Annotated in this window: 18 protein-coding genes; 13 read left to right on the top strand and 5 right to left on the bottom strand. The window is 65.8% G+C overall.

The features are described 5' to 3' along the window. Nucleotides 1-26 precede the first annotated feature (26 nt). Both ACJH7A_RS22375 and gyrB read left to right on the top strand, forming a co-directional pair. The gene (locus ACJH7A_RS22375) at nt 27-1,379 is read left to right on the top strand and encodes an arylsulfatase (protein ID WP_406802722.1); all 1,353 of its coding nucleotides are present in this window, start codon (nt 27-29) and stop codon (nt 1,377-1,379) included. A gap of 62 nt (nt 1,380-1,441) precedes the next feature. Further along, nucleotides 1,442-3,355, top strand: a complete 1,914-nt coding sequence (gyrB, locus tag ACJH7A_RS22370) for a DNA topoisomerase (ATP-hydrolyzing) subunit B (RefSeq protein ID WP_406802721.1) — start codon at nt 1,442-1,444, stop codon at nt 3,353-3,355. 4 nt (nt 3,356-3,359) lie between these two features. On the opposite strand, the gene ACJH7A_RS22365 is transcribed toward gyrB, so the two are convergent. Together ACJH7A_RS22365 and ACJH7A_RS22360 are read right to left on the bottom strand one after the other, a co-directional pair. Next, a complete protein-coding gene (locus ACJH7A_RS22365) occupies nt 3,360-3,680 on the bottom strand; it encodes a DUF202 domain-containing protein (RefSeq protein WP_406802719.1) in 321 nt (106 codons plus the stop codon). Further along, a complete protein-coding gene (locus ACJH7A_RS22360) occupies nt 3,677-4,045 on the bottom strand; it encodes a YidH family protein (RefSeq protein ID WP_406802718.1) in 369 nt (122 codons plus the stop codon). Before ACJH7A_RS22360 ends, ACJH7A_RS22365 begins: the two co-directional genes overlap by 4 nt. A 201-nt stretch (nt 4,046-4,246) precedes the next feature. On the opposite strand from ACJH7A_RS22360, the gene ACJH7A_RS22355 reads away from it, so the two are divergent. The 9 genes from ACJH7A_RS22355 (at nt 4,247) to ACJH7A_RS22315 (ending at nt 13,085) form a co-directional block, all read left to right on the top strand. Continuing rightward, entirely contained in the window at nt 4,247-5,698 is a 1,452-nt protein-coding gene (locus ACJH7A_RS22355; RefSeq protein WP_406802717.1) for an ABC transporter substrate-binding protein, read from the top strand. 28 nt (nt 5,699-5,726) lie between these two features. Next, nucleotides 5,727-6,614 carry an ABC transporter permease gene (locus tag ACJH7A_RS22350; protein WP_406802716.1) on the top strand — a complete coding sequence of 296 codons (888 nt, stop codon included), beginning with the start codon at nt 5,727-5,729 and terminating at the stop codon, nt 6,612-6,614. Continuing rightward, the gene (locus ACJH7A_RS22345; protein ID WP_406802715.1) at nt 6,611-7,360 is read left to right on the top strand and encodes an ABC transporter ATP-binding protein; all 750 of its coding nucleotides are present in this window, start codon (nt 6,611-6,613) and stop codon (nt 7,358-7,360) included. Before ACJH7A_RS22350 ends, ACJH7A_RS22345 begins: the two co-directional genes overlap by 4 nt. 29 nt (nt 7,361-7,389) lie before the next feature. After that, nucleotides 7,390-8,874 (top strand): SulP family inorganic anion transporter, encoded by a 1,485-nt coding sequence (locus ACJH7A_RS22340; RefSeq protein ID WP_406802714.1) that lies wholly within the window; start codon nt 7,390-7,392, stop codon nt 8,872-8,874. Between the two features lie 96 nt (nt 8,875-8,970). Then, complete coding sequence (locus ACJH7A_RS22335; RefSeq protein ID WP_406802744.1) at nt 8,971-9,564, top strand: DsbA family protein; 594 nt, start codon at nt 8,971-8,973, stop codon at nt 9,562-9,564. Between the two features lie 393 nt (nt 9,565-9,957). After that, nucleotides 9,958-10,158: a hypothetical protein gene (locus tag ACJH7A_RS22330; RefSeq protein ID WP_406802713.1), complete on the top strand. Its 201-nt coding sequence runs from the start codon at nt 9,958-9,960 to the stop codon at nt 10,156-10,158. A gap of 322 nt (nt 10,159-10,480) precedes the next feature. Further along, entirely contained in the window at nt 10,481-10,774 is a 294-nt protein-coding gene (locus tag ACJH7A_RS22325; protein ID WP_226521093.1) for a helix-turn-helix domain-containing protein, read from the top strand. Next, entirely contained in the window at nt 10,774-12,054 is a 1,281-nt protein-coding gene (locus ACJH7A_RS22320; protein ID WP_406802712.1) for a type II toxin-antitoxin system HipA family toxin, read from the top strand. Before ACJH7A_RS22325 ends, ACJH7A_RS22320 begins: the two co-directional genes overlap by 1 nt. A gap of 248 nt (nt 12,055-12,302) precedes the next feature. Beyond that, on the top strand, nt 12,303-13,085 hold the full coding sequence (locus ACJH7A_RS22315) for a hypothetical protein (protein WP_406802711.1): 783 nt from the start codon (nt 12,303-12,305) through the stop codon (nt 13,083-13,085). A gap of 58 nt (nt 13,086-13,143) precedes the next feature. Here the strand turns inward: ACJH7A_RS22315 and ACJH7A_RS22310 are convergent, their stop codons facing one another. Then, complete coding sequence (locus ACJH7A_RS22310) at nt 13,144-13,734, bottom strand: TIGR03086 family metal-binding protein (RefSeq protein ID WP_406802709.1); 591 nt, start codon at nt 13,732-13,734, stop codon at nt 13,144-13,146. Between the two features lie 99 nt (nt 13,735-13,833). Between ACJH7A_RS22310 and ACJH7A_RS22305 the strand changes: the two genes are divergently transcribed. Both ACJH7A_RS22305 and ACJH7A_RS22300 read left to right on the top strand, forming a co-directional pair. Further along, nucleotides 13,834-15,252, top strand: coding sequence for an SDR family NAD(P)-dependent oxidoreductase (locus tag ACJH7A_RS22305; protein ID WP_406802707.1), 1,419 nt, complete (start codon nt 13,834-13,836; stop codon nt 15,250-15,252). 64 nt (nt 15,253-15,316) lie between these two features. Then, nucleotides 15,317-15,718, top strand: coding sequence for a DUF4267 domain-containing protein (locus ACJH7A_RS22300; protein ID WP_406802706.1), 402 nt, complete (start codon nt 15,317-15,319; stop codon nt 15,716-15,718). Nucleotides 15,719-15,735: 17 nt separating this feature from the next. On the opposite strand, the gene ACJH7A_RS22295 is transcribed toward ACJH7A_RS22300, so the two are convergent. Next, on the bottom strand, nt 15,736-16,635 hold the full coding sequence (locus ACJH7A_RS22295) for a hypothetical protein (RefSeq protein ID WP_406802705.1): 900 nt from the start codon (nt 16,633-16,635) through the stop codon (nt 15,736-15,738). Between the two features lie 8 nt (nt 16,636-16,643). Beyond that, a complete protein-coding gene (locus tag ACJH7A_RS22290; protein WP_212812451.1) occupies nt 16,644-16,979 on the bottom strand; it encodes a hypothetical protein in 336 nt (111 codons plus the stop codon). Between the last annotated feature and the right edge of the window lie 347 nt (nt 16,980-17,326).

The following is a 17,326-nucleotide window of genomic DNA, read 5'->3' as shown; positions in this document are numbered from 1 at the left end:
ACAATCGATAGAGAGGTAGTACAACCATGCCCGAACAACCCAACATCGTCTATTTTCACGTCGACAATCTCGGCATGGGGGAGCTCGGCTGTTACGGCGGCGGCATCCTGCGCGGGGCCGACACGGTCCGGATGGACGCCTTCGCGGCCGAGTCGCTGAAGCTGTCGCACTTTGTCGTCGAACCGCAGTGCACGCCAACCCGTTCGGCGTTGATGACGGGCCGGTACCCGATCCGGTCCGGCAACCACACCATCGCGCTCGGCGGTAACGGCGGCGGCATCGTGGCGTGGGAACGCACAATGGGAGACATCCTGTCCGAAGCCGGTTATGCCACAGCCTGTTTCGGCAAGTGGCACATCGGTGCGGAGGACGGTCGCTGGCCGACCGATCACGGTTTCGACGAGTGGTACGGCCCGGCCCGCACCTACGACGAGTGCCTGTGGCCCGACGACCCCTGGTACAAGGCCGAGCGCGACGGCTACTCCTACATGTACGACGGCACCAAGGAAGGTGGCGTCACGACCACCGACCAGCAGCTGACGGTCAAGCTCAAGGGTGAGGTCGACGGCGAATACGACCGCCGGGCAAAGGCTTTCATGAAGCGCAGCGTCGATGCGGGCAAGCCGTTCTACCTGTATCACAACCACTCGCTGATGCACTTCCCGATGGAAGTCCGCCCGGAGTTCAAGGGCAAGAGCACCAACGGCAACTGGGGCGACTCGCTGCTGATGCTCGACCACGACTTCGGCAGCATCCTGGACTACCTCAAAGAGCTGGGCATCGAGGACAACACCATCGTGATCATGGCCGGCGACAACGGCGCAGAGGACCATCTGGCGGGTCGGGGTACCGCGGGCTTCTTCGACGGCTCCTACTTCAGCTCGGCCGAGGGCGGCATCCGGACACCGTGCCTCATCCGGTGGCCCGGTCACGTGCCGGTGCGGGAGAGCAACGAGATGGTGCACGTCACCGACATGTTCCCGACGCTGCTGCGCTGGGTCGGCTGCGACGTGCCCGACGACCGGATCATCGACGGCATCGATCAGCGTGAATTCTTCGGCGGGGCAGAGGAATCCAAGCGCGACGGCTGCATGGTCTGGCTCAACGAGGAGCTGCACGCGGTGAAGTGGTCGCAGTTCAAGATCAACTTCAAGCGGCAGCAGCACTTCCACGATCCCGAGGTCCCGTTGGGCTTCGCCCGCATCACCAACCTCCTCGAGGACCCGAAGGAACGCGAGGCCGTCAACCAGGCCTGGGTGCGGTGGTGGGTCATGCAACACGCCTACCGGTTCATCCAGGAATTCGAAGCCAGCGTGGAGACCGAACAACTCATCCCGGCCGGGGCGCCCATCGATTTCGTCCCCGAACGCAACCAGTAACACCAGCGGAGTACGGCCCCTGCACGTCAGGGGCCGTACTCGACTGTCGAAGGAGTGCAGCCGTGTCCAGCTATGGCGCCCAATCGATCACGATTCTCGAAGGGCTCGACGTCGTCCGGAAACGCCCCGGTATGTACATCGGGTCGACCAGCGAGCGCGGCCTGCATCACATGGTGTGGGAGGTGGTCGACAACGGCGTCGACGAAGCCATGGCCGGCCACGCCAGCCGCGTCGATGTCACGCTGCTCGACGATGGCGGCGTCGAGGTCAGCGACGACGGCCGCGGCGTCCCGGTTGCCATGCACGCCACCGGGATTCCCACCGTCGACGTCGTGATGACCCAACTGCATGCCGGCGGCAAGTTCGACGGCGACTCCTATCAGGTGTCCGGCGGGCTGCACGGCGTCGGGGTCTCGGTGGTCAACGCGTTGTCGACACGGCTCGAGGTGTGCATCAACCGGGACGGGTACGAATGGTTTCAGCACTACGACCGCTCGGAGCCCGGCACCCTGCAGAAGGGTGAGCCGTCGACCCGCACCGGCACCACTGTCCGATTCTGGTCGGACCCAGACATCTTCGAGACCACCGAGTACAACGCCGAGACCATTGCCCGCCGCCTGCAGGAGATGGCGTTCCTGAACAAGGGGCTCGTGCTGTCGCTGACCGACCGGCGGGTGCCCGCCCCGGAGACCCGTGTCTTCCACCACCCCGGCGGGCTGATCGACTACGTCCGCCACATCAACCGGACCAAGAGCGCCATTCAGCCGAGCATCATCGCGTTCGACGGCGCGGGGGACGGCCACGAGGTCGAGATCGCCATGCAGTGGAACGCCGGTTACTCGGAGTCAGTGCACACCTTCGCCAACACCATCAACACCCACGAGGGTGGCACGCACGAGGAGGGCTTCCGCGCGGCGCTGACGAACGTGGTGAACAGGTACGCCAAAGACAAGAAACTGCTCAAGGACAAAGACCCCAACCTCACCGGTGACGACATCCGGGAAGGCCTCGCCGCCATCATCTCCGTCAAGGTCGCCGAACCGCAATTCGAAGGGCAGACCAAGACCAAGCTCGGCAACGCGGCCATCCGCTCGTTCGTGCAGAAGGTGTGCCACGAGGAGCTGACGCACTGGTTCGAGGCGAATCCGGCGGAGGCGAAGGTCATCGTCACCAAGGTGGCGTCGTCGGCGCAGGCTTGTGTCGCGGCGCGTAAGGCGCGGGAGTTGGTGCGTCGCAAGAGCGCCACCGACATCGGTGGTCTGCCGGGCAAGCTGGCGGACTGCCGTTCCACCGATCCGACGAAGTCGGAACTGTATGTGGTGGAGGGTGATTCGGCCGGTGGCTCGGCCAAGAGTGGCCGGGACTCGATGTTCCAGGCGATCCTGCCGCTGCGCGGCAAGATCATCAACGTCGAAAAGGCGCGCATCGACCGGGTATTGAAGAACACCGAGGTGCAGGCCATCATCACGGCGCTCGGTACGGGTATCCATGACGAGTTCGACCTGTCGAAGCTGCGGTATCACAAGATCGTGTTGATGGCCGACGCCGACGTCGACGGCCAGCACATCTCGACGCTGCTGCTCACCTTGTTGTTCCGCTTCATGCGACCACTCATCGAGCATGGTCATGTGTTCCTGGCCCAGCCGCCGCTGTACAAGCTGAAATGGCAACGCAGCGAACCGGAATTCGCCTACTCCGACCGGCACCGTGACGCGCTCCTGGACGCGGGGCTCAAGGCGGGGAAGAAGATCAACAAGGATGACGGCATCCAGCGCTACAAGGGTCTGGGTGAGATGGACGCCAAAGAACTGTGGGAGACCACGATGGATCCGTCCGTCCGCGTCCTGCGTCAGGTCACGCTCGACGACGCCGCGGCCGCCGACGAACTGTTCTCGATCCTGATGGGCGAGGATGTCGAAGCCCGCCGGGGCTTTATCGTGCGCAACGCCAAGGACATTCGTTTCCTCGACGTGTGACGAATCAGCCGAGCGGCATGAGATAGATCAGCACCAGCACACCTTCGGCGATCACCGCGAGGCCAACAGCCGGCAGGTACCGCATACCGGAGTAGTGCCCTTGCGCCAACTGTCGACGCCGGCTCACCCCGATCCGGCACACCACGGCGGCAAGCACCGCGACGGCGGCCACGAGGGCGATCCGCGTCGCGTTGTGACCACCGCGGAAGGTATCAACGTTGCGCAGCAACACCAGAACTCCCGAGGTCGCGATTGCCAGCGCTGTCCGGTTCCAGGCCAGGGCCGTGCGTTCGGCCTGCAGTCCGCGATCCTGGGCGACCGTCATCGCACTGTGGCGCTGAGCGCCAGGACGACGGTGATCAGTCCGATCAGCGCCAGGCCGGTGGTCAGGAAGGTAGGAGCCGAGGCTTGCGGCAGCGGCTCCTCGTTGCGGATGGCCCGATCCACCTGGCTCCAGCGCCGCAGTCCCGCGACCGCCGTCAACACGGCCATGACGCCGACGCCGACGCCCAGGACGTGCCGCAGGCCCGGGATGGCCAGCTCCGGCATGAACTGGACGACCGCCACCGCGGCGGCCATCAGACCGAGCGACGTGCGCTGCCACGCCAGGAACGTGCGCTCATTGGCGAGGGTGAACCGGTAATCGGGCTCGATCGGGGTACGCGCGGCCGTCACGCTCGAAATGTCCATGGCTACAAGACTTTCCGAAAACTCTGTGTCGTGCCAGGGCGCCCGAGGTGGCGTAACAGAGTGTTAATTCACGGTATCCGCGGCGCGGCGCAATCCGGTCGAATAGGCCTCTGACCTGCGGTTTCCACCGTCGCAGATGGCGTAACTACCGCGCAACCTCAGATGACAGCGAGGTAACAGAAACGGTTGACCCTTGTGGACATGGACAAGCAACAGCGCACTGGCAGCCCGTGGCAGGCCCGCTCGGTTGCTCTGCTGACCGCACTCACGGTTGGTGGAGCCCAACTGCTGACAGGGTGCGGCCTGCTGTCGGAACCCACCGTCGTCGTCAACGTCGGCTACCAATCCAAGACCATCAACACCGTCAACGCCGGCACGCTTCTGCGCGATCGTGGCGACTTCGAGAACCAGCTCAAAGAACTGGGCGCGGCCACCAACACGAAGTACCGGGTGGTGTGGCAGGACTTCGCGTCCGGTGCGCCGCTGACGGCGCAGATGATCGCCACCCACGTCGACATCGGATCGATGGGCGACTACCCGCTGCTGACCAACGGCTCCAAGACCCGCAAATACGATGACGCGGCAACGGAATTGGTCGCGACCACCGGCTACAACCTGCGCGGCTCGCTGAACCAGGTGGTGGTGCGGCCGGACTCGTCGGCGCGCACCCTCGCCGACCTGAGCGGTAAGAAGGTGTCCACCAGCCTCGGATCGGCCGGCGACGGCATGTTGTCGACTGCGGTGAAAACCATTGGCATCAGCAAGGACTCACTGCACGTCGTCAACCAGGACCCGTCGGTCGGTGCGTCGTCCATCGACGGCGGTCAGGTCGACGCCCTCGCGCAATTCGTGCCATGGCCGCAACTGGTGATCTACCGCAACCAAGGACGGCTGCTCTACGACGGTGGTGACAACAACGTGCCCACCTTCCACGGCGTCGTCGCGCGCCGGCAGTTCGTCGACGGCCATCCCGAGGTGATGGCGGCGTTCCTGCGGGCGATGAAGAGCACCACCGACGAGATCGTCGCGCATCCGCTCAAGTCGGCTCTGCGGGTCAGTGCGCTGACCGGGATCGAACCCGAGGTGATCTATCTGTACAACGGCCCCAACGGCTTCGTGAGTTTCGACATGACACTCAAGGACCAGGTGCTCGCCGCCTTCAAACCGATCAAGGCCTACCTGGTCGGACGCGGCGCGGTGACAAAGGATTTCGACGTCGCCAGATTCGTCAACGACGGATACCTGCGGCAGTTGTTCGGACCCGACTACGCGCAGCGGCAGGCCAGTGTGGCCAATCCGATGACGCTCGCCGGTGTCGATGAGGTGTGCGGACTGCCGGTCAACGACGCGGCGCAGGCCTCCGAAGTGTGGGTGTCCGGCACCGACACCGCGGTCTCCGCGACGCCGAGCTGCCTGCTGCGCCGCCTGGCCGCGACACCGCACGTCCGCGCCGCCTACGTGCCCGACACCTTGACCGGACTGCGCATCTTCGGCGATCACGCTGTCTGGCTCGACGATCCGGATGCCCCGCCAACTCAGCGGTACAAGCCGTTCGCCACCGCCGCCGGTGCGGACACCTACCGGACCACTCACCCACAAGCAGCCGCCATCGGCTACACCGCCGCCATCGGCCAATCCCGCACCGCGGGCTGATCACACCATCAGGAGAGAAAGGAAACGCATGACCGAGCTCATGACCAGACCCACGTTGGCCGTCCCTCGCCTGTGGTCGCCGGCGAACCGGACCGGAAAACCGATGCGGCACAAGATGACTGCTCTGCTGTCGACGTCCGCCGCGCGGCGGGTCCCGGCGCTACTGCTGCCGCTGATCCCGATCGCCGTCTTCCTGACGCTGTGGCATCTGCTGACCGCCCACAACGTCGTCGCCTGGCTGCGTTTCAACCGGATGCCGGCCCCGGAGGCCGTGTTCCACACGCTGCTGACGCGGGCCAGCTCGAGCGGCTTCTACGACGACCTACTGGCGAGCCTGCAACGCATCCTGCTGGGCTTCAGCCTGGCCGCGGTGGTCGGCATCGGGCTGGGCGTGCTGATCGGTCGGTCGGAGATCGCGCGAATGACGTTGCGGCCGTTCATCGAACTGATCAGGCCCATCCCGGCGATTGCGTTGGTGCCGCTCACCATCCTGCTGTTCCCGTCCAGCGAGCAGGGCATCGTGTTCATCACGTTCTTCGCCGCGTTCTTCCCGGTGGTGGTCAGCACCATTCACGCCATGGACTCGATGCCGAAGGTGTGGGAGGAAGCCGCGCAGACCATGGGTGCCGGGCGAATGTCGTTGTTGCTCCACGTGATCATCCCGGGTGCGCTGCCGGGGATTTTCGCCGGACTCTCGGTCGCGATGGGCGTGGCCTGGATCTGCGTGGTCAGCGCGGAGATGATTTCGGGCCAGTACGGCATCGGGTATTACACCTGGCAGGCCTACGGGTTGCTCGACTACGCCGGTGTGGTGGTCGGCATGATCTCCATCGGAGCGCTGGGACTTGGGACCGCGTGGCTGGTGGAGCGGGTCGGACGGCGGGTCAACCGCTGGCTGCCGAGGGCCGCCCGATGAGCGCCGGCGCTGTCGATCTGCAGCAGCTGCAACTGGGCTTCAACGGTGTGGTCGCGGCCAACATCAGCCTGGCCATCGAGGGCGGCGAAGTGGTCGTCTTCCTCGGGCCGTCCGGCTGCGGCAAGTCGACCATCCTGCGGGCGCTGGCCGGGCTGCTCAAGCCCATGGGTGGCACCGCCACGGTGGACGGTGCACCGGTCACCGGCAATGCGGCCCAGTGCGCCATGGTGTTTCAGGAAGACGCGCTGTTCCCGTGGCGCAGCGCGCGCAAGAACGTCGAGTTCCCGCTCAAGCTCCGTGGCGTGCGCGGCAAGGAGCTCAAGGAGACGGCGACGGCGCGGCTCGAGCAGGTCGGGCTCGGGGCCTACCTGGACCACCTGCCGAGCCAGCTCTCGGGCGGCATGCGGCAGCGGGTGCAGCTTGCCCGCACGCTGGCCTGCAAGCCGCGGGTGATGTTGATGGACGAGCCGTTCGGCGCCCTGGATGCGCAGACACGGCTGGAGATGCAGCAGTTGCTGATGTCGGTGTGGGAGCAACATAAGATGACGCTGCTGTTCGTCACCCATGATGTCGACGAGGCGCTGCTGCTGGCCGACCGGGTCGTCCTGCTCAGCCACCGGCCCGCCACCGTCGCCGACGTCATCACCATCGAGCAACCCCGCGCCCCCGAGGCGCAATTCGAGGAGTCCTACCAGCGGCGCCGCCGCGACATCCTGGACTTCCTCGGTCATCGCCCGGCCGCCTGACCAAACTGGCTTCCCGCCAAGGAGATTCGATGAGCATCACCCTGCCTGGGTTCCGCGCGCCCGCATCCCGTCCCGAGCGGCCGTCCCTGCTGTCACCCGCCGTGCTGCGCACCGAGGTGCTGGCCGGGCTGGTCGTCGGGCTGGCGCTGATCCCGGAGGCCATCGCCTTCTCCGTCATCGCGGGCGTCGATCCCCGCGTCGGGCTGTTCTCGTCGGTGACCATGGCCATCACCATCGCGTTCGCCGGGGGACGCCCGGCCATGGTGTCGGCCGCGACGGCGGCGGTGGCACTGGTCGTGGCGCCGGTGGCCCACGAGCACGGTGTCGGGTATCTGGTGGCCACCATCGCGTTGGCCGGGGTGATCCAGATGCTGCTGGCGTTCCTCGGAGTCGCCAAGCTGATGCGGTTCATCCCGCGCAGCGTGATGGTCGGCTTCGTCAACGCGCTCGCGATCCTGGTGTTCGTCGCCCAGCTCCGGCATCTGATCGACGTGCCATGGCTGGTGTATCCGCTGACCGCGGCGGGCATCGCGATCATGGTGCTGCTGCCCAAGCTGACCACCGCGGTGCCGCCGCCGCTGGTCGTGGTGCTGGTGCTGACCGTCGCCGTCGTGGCCTTCGGCTGGCACGTGCCCAACGTGGGAGATCAAGGGGCCCTGCCGGATTCGCTGCCGCTGCCCGGCATTCCGGACATTCCGTTCACCGTGCACACGCTGCAGATCATCGCGCCGTATGCGTTGGGCGCAGCGCTGGTCGGGCTGCTGGAATCGCTGATGACGGCCAAGCTCGTCGACGACATCACCGACACTCCGTCGAGCAAGACCCGCGAGGCGTGCGGACAGGGCGTGGCCAACGTGGTGACCGCGCTGTTCGGCGGCATGGGTGGTTGCGCGGTGGTGGGGCAGACGATGATGAACGTCAAGATCGCCGGCGCCCGGACCCGGCTCTCGACGCTGCTGACCGGGGTGTTCGTCCTGATCCTCGTGCTGGCGCTCGGGGACCTGGTCGGGCGGATCCCGATGGCGGCGCTTGTCGCGGTGATGATCGTGGTGTCCGTGGCCACCTTCGATTGGCACAGCGTGGCGCCGCGGACGCTGAAAGTGTTGCCGCGCAGTGAAACTCTGGTGATGGTCATCACGGTGTGCGCGACGGTCGCCACCGGAAACCTGGCGATCGGCGTCGCGCTCGGGGTGCTTGCCGCGATGGTGGCGTTCGCCCGCCGGGTCGCGCATTTCACCACGGTGTCCGCGGTGGAACCGGGGACGTACCGGGTGAGCGGCGACCTGTTTTTCGTATCGAGCAATGACCTGATTCATCAGTTCGACTACGCGGGTGATCCCGCCGACGTCGTCGTGGACTTGTCGGGCACCGCGGTGTGGGACGCCTCGTCGGTCGCGACGCTGGATGCGATCCGGACGAAGTACGCGTCGCGCGGGAAGACGGTGCGGTTCATCGGTCTCGACGACGCGAGCGCGGACCGGCTGAACCGGTTGTCGGGGCGCCTCGGGATTTAGCGGCGGCGGGTTGCGACGTTGCGCCATGATGGAGGCGTGAACGTGAACTGGCGAGGTGTCCTCGGTGTCGTTGTCGGGCTGCTGATCGGACTACTCATGGGCGGACCGATCGCCGGCCAGGCGCACGCTGCCGCGGCCGCACCCGCCGGGGACGTCATCTCCATCGGTGACCCGCACGCGCTCGGACAGATCGACCTCTACCTCGACCCCATCTGCCCGTTCAGCGGCAAGCTGATCCGGTCCGACGGCGAGGAGCTGGGGCGGCGCATCGACAACGGCGCGCTGCGGGTGAACGTGCGGTTCGTGAACTTCCTCGAAAAGTATTCGGCCAGTGGCACATACGACCAGCGTGCGATCTACGCGGCCTTCGTCGCGGCCGGCGAGTCGAAGTCGAGTGATGTCGCGTGGCGCTTCATTCAGCAGATTTTCGCGACGGAGAACCAGCCGCGTGAAGGCGGCGAGACGGACCTGAGCAACGACCAGTTGGCCGAGCTGGCGGGCCGCGCGGGCGCCCCGCAGTCGGCGCAGGACCTGATCCGGCTCGGCTTGCCCGTCGGCTACGACTCCAAAATCATCGCCGCCAACAACCTCAAGCTCCTGCACGAGTTCCCGGAGCCGGGCGTGCCGCTGGTCGTTATCGATGGACAGGTCGTCAACGACGAGGAGTGGCTGAGCCGGCTGCCGAGCTGACCGGCGGCAGTCACTTCGTGACGGGAGCCCGGTGCTGGTGCCGGGCGTACCGGCGCACGTAACGGGCGGCACCGGGCTCGTCTGGGGCAGGTGGTTGCTCTGGCGTGCTACGTCGAGCGTGGCGCTTGGCGTGGTCTGTCGCGGCGTGTCGGCGCAGTAGGCGTCGTCACGTTCGGCGTAGGGCCCACGCGCCACGTACCCGACGTCAGCCGATCGTGTCGGGTATGGGGGCCTCGTCGTTCCTGCCGTATCCCCCGATCGGGGGACAGGGGTTTCACCCGGCGGAGGGGCCGGTCGGCGGATACAGGTCGACGGCCGTCGGCGGCATTCTTAGTTCAACACCGGAACACACCGGAAAGAACTTGAAAAGCCTTATCCGCCAAAGGAGTCGACATGAACATCACCCGCCGCATCGCCGCCGGATTCGCCCTCGCCGCCGCGCCGGCTGTCATCTTCCTCGGTGCCGCCACCGCGCACGCCGACGTCACGACCGCCAGCAGCCCCATCGGTACGCACCACGCGTTCCCGCACCAGCAGAACGCCCCGCAGCCGGGCAGCCCGGTGCATCACCACCACCAGCACAACCACCGCTGAGACTTTCTGTCACCGCTGAGGCCGCCCCTGTCATCGACGGGGCGGCCTTACGCAGAGTTGGTCGAAGGGGGGTTGGGGGACGGCGTGCGCCTCGAGCAAGAGCGGGTGGACTGGTCTTGGGTCGGGCAGCGGTTGCGTCTCGCGCAGGAGCGCACTGCAGAGTCATAGGCTCGAAGCTGGGACCTACAGTGCACCGCTGATGCGTGAGTGGCCGAGTGGCACCGCTTCTGAAGTGCGAAGAGTTGCCGAACGGCATCTTTCGTGAATGTTGTCGAACGGCTACAATCTGTGATGTTGTCGAACGACTACATGAGGTGTCGAAATGCAAGTCAAGACGATGGGTGACCTTGGTGCGCTCGTTCGTTCGGCGCGCACCGCCCGCGGGATGACGCAGGCCGATCTTGCGGCGCAACTGCACACGAGCCGAGATTGGGTAATTCGTTTGGAGAAAGGGCACCCGCGGCTCGAAGCGCAACGGGTTCTCGATGCTCTGCGTGTCGTTGGTATTGATCTCGAGGCCGTCGTTTCCGGGACACCGTTGAAAACTCCTTCGAAATCGCAACAGCAAGTTCCCCGTGACCCGTTTGACGCGCTCTTCGGCCCGAAGAAGGCGTAGTGGCGACTCGAACGTTACGTGTCTACCTTGACGGAACTCCTATCGGAACGGCCGCGCAATCGTCGCAGGGCGCGCTGAGTTTCAGCTACGACGACGAGTACCTCGAACAAGGTGATCCGACGCCGTTGTCGTTGTCGTTGCCGGTCCTGTCAAAGCGGCACCGGGACAAGGCGGTCCGCGCATATCTTGAGGGCCTGCTGCCTGACAGCGAAGGAGCGCGACAGCGATGGGGACGCGAATACAACGTGTCGCCGAACAATCCGTTTTCACTGCTCGCTCATGTCGGTCGCGATGCGGCCGGCGCAGTTCAGATTCTTCCGTCTGACCTCGACCCGGCCGATGCGCGTGATCGAACCGGTGACATCGACTGGCTCAGTGATACCGACTTCGCCGAGCTGGTGCGTGACCTCGCTACCCATCAATCCGACTGGGACCCAGGGAGATTCGGGGGGCGCTGGAGTCTTGCCGGCGCCCAACCAAAAGCAGCGCTGTTCCGTGACCCGGCGTCAGGGCGATTCGGTATCCCGCGTGACGCCACGCCGACGACCGTGATCGTCAAGCCTGCGATCGCTGGTTATGCCCGTCACCACATCAACGAGGCGCTGTGTCTGAGCGCCGCCGGTGAGGCTGGTCTACTTGCGGCTGTATCCGAGGTAGTCGAGATCGCTGACGTTCAGGTACTGATCTCGATGCGCTACGACCGGCTTCATGACGGGACCGCGTGGCGCCGGGTCCATCAAGAGGACATGTGCCAGGCATTGTCGGTACACCCCAGCTTGAAGTACCAGTCCGATGGAGGGCCGGGCGTGGGCAAGATCGCGGATCTACTCGCCAGGCTCCCGATCGAGGACCGCGAGGTCAATGCCGAGCGCTTCTTCAAAGCTCTGGCATACAACGTGCTGATCGGCGGAACGGACGCTCACGCTAAGAACTACTCGCTGGTCCTCATTGGCGCGCGGGCGCAGGTATCGCCCCTGTATGACGTAGCGTCGGCGGCACCGTACGACCAGCATCAGCGGCTGCTGTCATCGATGAAAATCGGTGACCACTGGAAGATGCTTGACGTTACGAATTCTGATTGGCGCACGGTAGGCCGTCGACTCGGGCTCTCCGGGGACCGGGCCGTGGCTTGGGTTGATGAACTTCGAAAGCAACTTCCTGGTGCGTTCGAGCGGGCGGTTGCTTCGCTGCCCGGGAGTATGCAGCCGGAGGCAAAACGCATGGGGGACAGGATTGTCGAGCACATTGCCGGAACCTGGAGGCCAAGTTTGAGTCGTTGAGCGCGACGTTCTCAGGGGTTCGCTTTCGCGACGGCAGGTGCACTTGTCCGGGGGAGAGATGAACTATTCGTTCAAGGACCTCAAACCCGACGCTGTATCGCTCCAGCTCGGGCGATGCGAAGTCGGTGCGATCTCAGTGAAAGTTGGTGCGACCTGTCGGGATCGCAATAGGCGAAAATGGACGTGATCGGTGGCGGCATCGGGGCATTCGGCGGGGCAGAAATGGGTAAGTTCGTCGGGGAGGTTGTGTGTCCATACTGAACTTGCCCGAGCCTGCGAATTGGTCGAAGGCTGGTGCACGCCTATTCGTCGCGGGCATCGTTGTACTTGCGGGGTTGGTCTACTTCGTGGTCCGGGGAATCCTGGCCGGGTTGCGCGGCAATCTCTTGACGACGGTGCTGGTGCTTGGAATCGTCACATTTCCCGTATTGATGATGGCGGCGCTAGCAGTGGCGGCGACAGGCAAGACGAAGCTGCGAACGTCGGGAGACGCGACAGGCTTCACGGTGCTGCCCGACAAGCGGTTCAGCATGCTGTACTTCACCGGAATGGCGGTATTGGCCCCGTCGGCCATTCTTTTCGCAGTGTTCGTCCCACAAGGTGCGATCGACCTTCCCATGTCGCGAGGGATGCAAGTCTTCTCACCCGTGCTGTTCGCAACAGCTGCGGTGATCGCGATCGGTGCGCTGATTCTCGGGGTGCGGCGTGAGGGAGTCGGCTATTTGAAATTCACGCCATCGGCGATCGAGATCGCCGATGTACTCAAAACCCGCGAAGTGGAATGGGATGACATTGTCGATGTCAGGGACCATTCGGACACGAAGGGCGGCAACAAAGCCGGTCGGTCAGTGGTGCTGTGTCTCCGGGATGGCGGGGAATCGGTAATCGGAGCGCTGAACATGTACGTGCCGACCGGCGTACCGCTCTACTGGATGGTGCGGCACTACTGGCGGAATCCAGAGGATCGGGCGGAATTGCGGGACTCGCGCGCTCTAGACCGGTTGCGTGCCGGACGATTCGATCTCGGGTAGAGATGGGCGGCAAGTAGTTCGCCCGAAGCCGAACGCCCCTGTCGTCGACGGGGCGGCCTTACGCACTGGGGCTGACGGTCCTGCCGAGGAACGCCAGCAGCTTGGTGGTGCGCGACGCGTCCGCCGGTGCGGGTTGCTCCGGACCGAACGCACCCGGGCGCCGCAGCATCTGCGCCGGCACCGAGTGGACCAGCCCCTCGGACAGGGTGAGCAGGTCGTCGGGCAGCTCGGTCGACTCGCCGAGGGACTGGCGCAGATCCCAGGTGTGCAGCGCCAGGTCGGCAATCGGGAACAGCAGCGCGCGGCGCAGCGGAACCTCGCCTTGCGGGGACTTGCGCGGGGCATCGAGATCGGCGGTGGGTAGCGCATCGCGTAGCCGAATTGCCAACGCGCTCAACTGATCGGCGGGGTTGCCGTACATCCAGTCCGACGGTTCGGAAGGGCCATCCCAGAGCTCGCCGTCTTCGGCGAGCACGATGATTCGGGTGGCGCTGCCGGTCGCGTGCGCGACCAACTCGCGCACCGTCCAGTCCTGCAGGATCGATGGGTCGTCCCAGCGTTCGGCCGGCACGTCACGGACGGCGGCGGTGAGCAGGTCGAGGGCCTCGACAGCCAACACGCCAAGCTCGGGAGTCGTGTCTTCGCTCATGTGGACCACCGTACGAGCCGGCACCGACATCGGCCGGCGGATCGCGGGAGTCGGTTCGCTAATTGGCCTGTTCAGGCCCTGTCCCCGTACCCTTCGACGGTGACCGCGATCGATCCTGACCAGCTCAGCACCTGCCTGAAGGTGCTGGCTGAGGTGAGCGCGCTGCCGCCCGAGCATCCCGACGCCATTGCGGTACGCCAGGCCACCGCGAAGATGTTCAAGGAGCTCAAGAAGGAGCGCCGGGCCGCCGCACGTGGCCGGATCGCGGCCGCTGATCGCGCCGTCATCGCCGCGACCGCGACCGGTGCGCCGGGACGGATCGACGACGAGACGCAGGGTCTGCCCCTGGTGTCCACCGCGGTGGGGGCCACGGCGGGCACGCTGCTGCGTTCACAGCACTGCTACATTTGCAAGAACCACTTCACGGTGGTCGATGCCTTCTACCACCAGCTGTGTCCCGACTGTGCCGCGTTCAACCGGGCCAAGCGCGACGCCCGCACCGACCTGACCGGTCGCACCGCGCTGCTCACGGGTGGACGCGCCAAGATCGGCATGTACATCGCGCTGCGGCTGTTGCGCGACGGTGCGCACACCACGATCACCACGCGGTTCCCCAACGACGCGGTGCGCCGCTTCGCCGCGATGGAGGACAGCGCCGACTGGTTGCACCGGCTGCGGGTCGTCGGGATCGACCTACGGGACCCAGCCCAGGTGGTCGCGCTGGCCGACGAGGTGGCCGCGCAGGGGCCGCTCGACATTCTGATCAACAACGCGGCGCAGACGGTGCGCCGCCCGCCGGGCTCGTACGCCGCGCTGGTCGAGGCTGAGCGCACCCCACCGCCGGAGCTGGTGGACGTCATCACGTTCGACCACGTCAGTGACGCGCATCCGCATGCGCTGGCAGGGAGCCTCGGTGAGCATCCGACGGCGCACGCGCTGACTTCGCTTGCGCTGCAAGCTCGTAGCGCGTCGCCGGAGCGGATTGCCGCCGGCCTCGCGATCGACGCGGGCGGGCTGCTACCCGACACCGCGTCGGTCAACAGCTGGACCCAACGGGTGCACGAGGTCGACGCGATGGAGCTGCTCGAGGTGCAGCTGTGCAATCAGACGGCGCCGTTCATTCTGGTGAGCCGGCTGCGTCCGGCGATGGCCGCCTCGCCGGCGCGGCGCAAGTACGTGGTGAACGTGTCGGCGATGGAGGGCCAGTTCAGCCGCGGCTACAAGGGTCCCGGGCATCCGCACACCAACATGGCCAAGGCCGCGCTGAACATGCTGACCCGTACGAGTGCGGGGGAGATGCTGGAGCAGGACGGCATTCTCATGACCGCCGTCGACACCGGCTGGATCACCGACGAACGCCCGCATCCCACCAAGCTGCGGCTGGCCGAGGAAGGCTTCCACGCGCCGCTGGATCTGGTGGATGGTGCTGCGCGCGTGTATGACCCGATTGTGCGGGGCGAATTGGGCGAAGACCTCTACGGGTGCTTCTTGAAGGATTACGTGAAGAGTCCTTGGTAGGTGGGCTTTTGCCGCCAGACCAACTTGCCCGCACGCGGCGGCCTGACGCCCTACGCTGCGAACCATGTCGATCGACCGTGTTGGGCTCGTCGTCGGTGGTCTCCGCTTGGCGTCGGGGGTCTCGTTCCTGATCGCCCCGGAACGGGCCAATCGGCTCTGGGGTGACCCCGAGAAGCCGACGGGATCCACGTGGTTGCTGCTGCACTCGATGGGTTACCGCGACGCGTTGATCGGCGGGCTGCTCGCCGGGGCAGCGCTGCGGGGCCGGGACACCCGCGGGTGGTTCCTGGCCTCGGGTGGTGCCGATGCGGCAGATCTGTTGGGCGGCATGGGTGTTCATCATGAGATGAGGCCGTCGCAGAAGTACATCGGCCTCGGAGGCGCCGTCGTCGGGATCGGTGTCGGGTTGTGGGGTGCGACGCGGCGCCGCACGGTTCCGCGCGTGGGCGTTGCCGCTACGTCCTGACCGGGGTTGGGCGCGCGCTATGCCGCCATTCGTGCTGCGGTGGCCGCGGCGATCTGGTTGAGGTGGTTGGTGGCGACCTGCACCGAGCTCTGGTGGGGGAGTGCGTCGACGAACTCGTAGGTGATGTGCGGCAGGGTCGGCGGGTTGGTCGCGTAGAAGGCGACGGCCCGGTCGATGGCCTCGACGAGGGCGGGGCCGCCCACGATCGGGTCGGTGACGAACGCCAGCACCTGCTGGGCGAGGCTGCCCTGGCCGGTGAGTCCGGCGATCAGCGCGACGGCCGCGTTGATGCTGATGCCGAGTTGGACCGCGGCCTTGTAGACGGCGGTGATGTCGCGGCCGGCCTGGTTGTTGGGCGTGGTGGTGTAGAGGTCGCCGGGGTTGGCGAAGTCCCACCAGGTGTCAACACCGTTGGTGTCCTTGGGGATTTGCGCGGCGGTCAGGTTGGTGACGGCGATGCCGCGGCCGCCCGGATCGGTGCCGCCGGGGAAGGTGTGGCCGGTCAGGCGCCAGGGGTTGCCGAAGGTGTAACCGCCGATCAGGTTCGGCCGGGCCCATTGCAGGCTGCCGGTCATGATCTCGGCGAGGACCCGGGAGGCGGCCTCGGCGCCCTGGCTGTAGCCGCCGAGGGCGAAGGTCTGCTTCGGGTAGTTGTTGATCCAGCCGATCGCGTTCGTGACCGCGATCCGCACCGACTCGGCGTAGCTGGGGGACAGCGGCGCGCCGGGCGGGATGGGGCCGAACGTCCAAGGGGCCTGGATAGGGACTTCGAAGACGAGGTCGGGGTCGGCGGCGTGGACGACGTCGGAGGGGTAGCCGGTGCCGGGGGCAGCCCAGGTGCCGGCAAAGGTCAGGACGGCGTGTCGGACGTGGTAAACGCCCGAGATGTTGGCGGCGATATCACTGAAAGTGGTCATCGCTCAGCTCATTTCGCGGTGGTGGGGAGTCCGTTTGCTTTGCGCCACTGGATGGCGAACTCCATGAGTTCGATGAGCACGTCACCGCTGTCGCGGGTGATGCCGTCGCTGAAGGTGTGCACCCAGGCGATCTGCTCGGCGGTGGTCACCTGCTGTTCGAAGGCGTCGAAGGTGCCCTGGTAGTTCTGGCCGTTGTGGGTGGAGTTCCACGGGCCGCGGTTGGGGTCGTCGACGATGTCGCCGATGTTGCGCGGGTGACGGGCCAGGACACGGCGCCAGGGCTCGGGCATGCCGTTGGCGGTGACGCCGGAGATGTCAGTCTGGAGCGATTGTGCATCAGCCATGGTGGTGCCTCCTGGGGTGGTGTGGATGTGACTGGGCGGCCCACCGCGGTGCTGCGGCGGGGCGGAATGGATTGGTGGGGAGGGTTCTTGCGATGTGAGGGCTGACGGTCGCCGGTTGCGCATGCCGGGATCGTGCTGTGCGTAGCGTCGCCTGCAGTCATCGTGCCATCCGTTCTGACGGTGATGTCTATTTCCACAGTAGGCCGGGATTGATAGGTGGTCGACGTCGGCAAAACGGTTCAGATCCTCGCCGCGCCGGGGCCGCAAACTGGCTCTTCATGATTGAGGGTGTAGAACGGTCAGCTGCTGTCGGCCTGTGATTGGGGTGTCTGGTTGGCTGGGTGTGT

The sequence above is a fragment of the Mycobacterium sp. SMC-17 genome (assembly GCF_045310915.1).
Classification (GTDB): Bacteria; Actinomycetota; Actinomycetes; order Mycobacteriales; family Mycobacteriaceae; genus Mycobacterium.
The sequence above is the reverse complement of the archived record's forward strand: the minus strand, read 5'-3'. Positions and strand labels throughout refer to the sequence as shown.

What these genes read in the sequence shown, in the direction of transcription:
- ACJH7A_RS22325 (WP_226521093.1), top strand. Translation starts at nt 10,481, where the DNA reads ATGCAAGTCAAGACGATGGGTGACCTTGGTGCGCTCGTTCGTTCGGCG.
- ACJH7A_RS22330 (WP_406802713.1), top strand. Translation starts at nt 9,958, where the DNA reads ATGAACATCACCCGCCGCATCGCCGCCGGATTCGCCCTCGCCGCCGCG.
- ACJH7A_RS22295 (WP_406802705.1), bottom strand. Translation starts at nt 16,635, where the DNA reads ATGACCACTTTCAGTGATATCGCCGCCAACATCTCGGGCGTTTACCAC.
- ACJH7A_RS22335 (WP_406802744.1), top strand. Translation starts at nt 8,971, where the DNA reads ATGGGCGGACCGATCGCCGGCCAGGCGCACGCTGCCGCGGCCGCACCC.
- ACJH7A_RS22365 (WP_406802719.1), bottom strand. Translation starts at nt 3,680, where the DNA reads ATGACGGTCGCCCAGGATCGCGGACTGCAGGCCGAACGCACGGCCCTG.
- ACJH7A_RS22360 (WP_406802718.1), bottom strand. Translation starts at nt 4,045, where the DNA reads ATGGACATTTCGAGCGTGACGGCCGCGCGTACCCCGATCGAGCCCGAT.
- ACJH7A_RS22300 (WP_406802706.1), top strand. Translation starts at nt 15,317, where the DNA reads ATGTCGATCGACCGTGTTGGGCTCGTCGTCGGTGGTCTCCGCTTGGCG.
- ACJH7A_RS22290 (WP_212812451.1), bottom strand. Translation starts at nt 16,979, where the DNA reads ATGGCTGATGCACAATCGCTCCAGACTGACATCTCCGGCGTCACCGCC.
- ACJH7A_RS22355 (WP_406802717.1), top strand. Translation starts at nt 4,247, where the DNA reads ATGGACAAGCAACAGCGCACTGGCAGCCCGTGGCAGGCCCGCTCGGTT.
- ACJH7A_RS22345 (WP_406802715.1), top strand. Translation starts at nt 6,611, where the DNA reads ATGAGCGCCGGCGCTGTCGATCTGCAGCAGCTGCAACTGGGCTTCAAC.
- ACJH7A_RS22310 (WP_406802709.1), bottom strand. Translation starts at nt 13,734, where the DNA reads ATGAGCGAAGACACGACTCCCGAGCTTGGCGTGTTGGCTGTCGAGGCC.
- ACJH7A_RS22375 (WP_406802722.1), top strand. Translation starts at nt 27, where the DNA reads ATGCCCGAACAACCCAACATCGTCTATTTTCACGTCGACAATCTCGGC.
- ACJH7A_RS22350 (WP_406802716.1), top strand. Translation starts at nt 5,727, where the DNA reads ATGACCGAGCTCATGACCAGACCCACGTTGGCCGTCCCTCGCCTGTGG.
- ACJH7A_RS22340 (WP_406802714.1), top strand. Translation starts at nt 7,390, where the DNA reads ATGAGCATCACCCTGCCTGGGTTCCGCGCGCCCGCATCCCGTCCCGAG.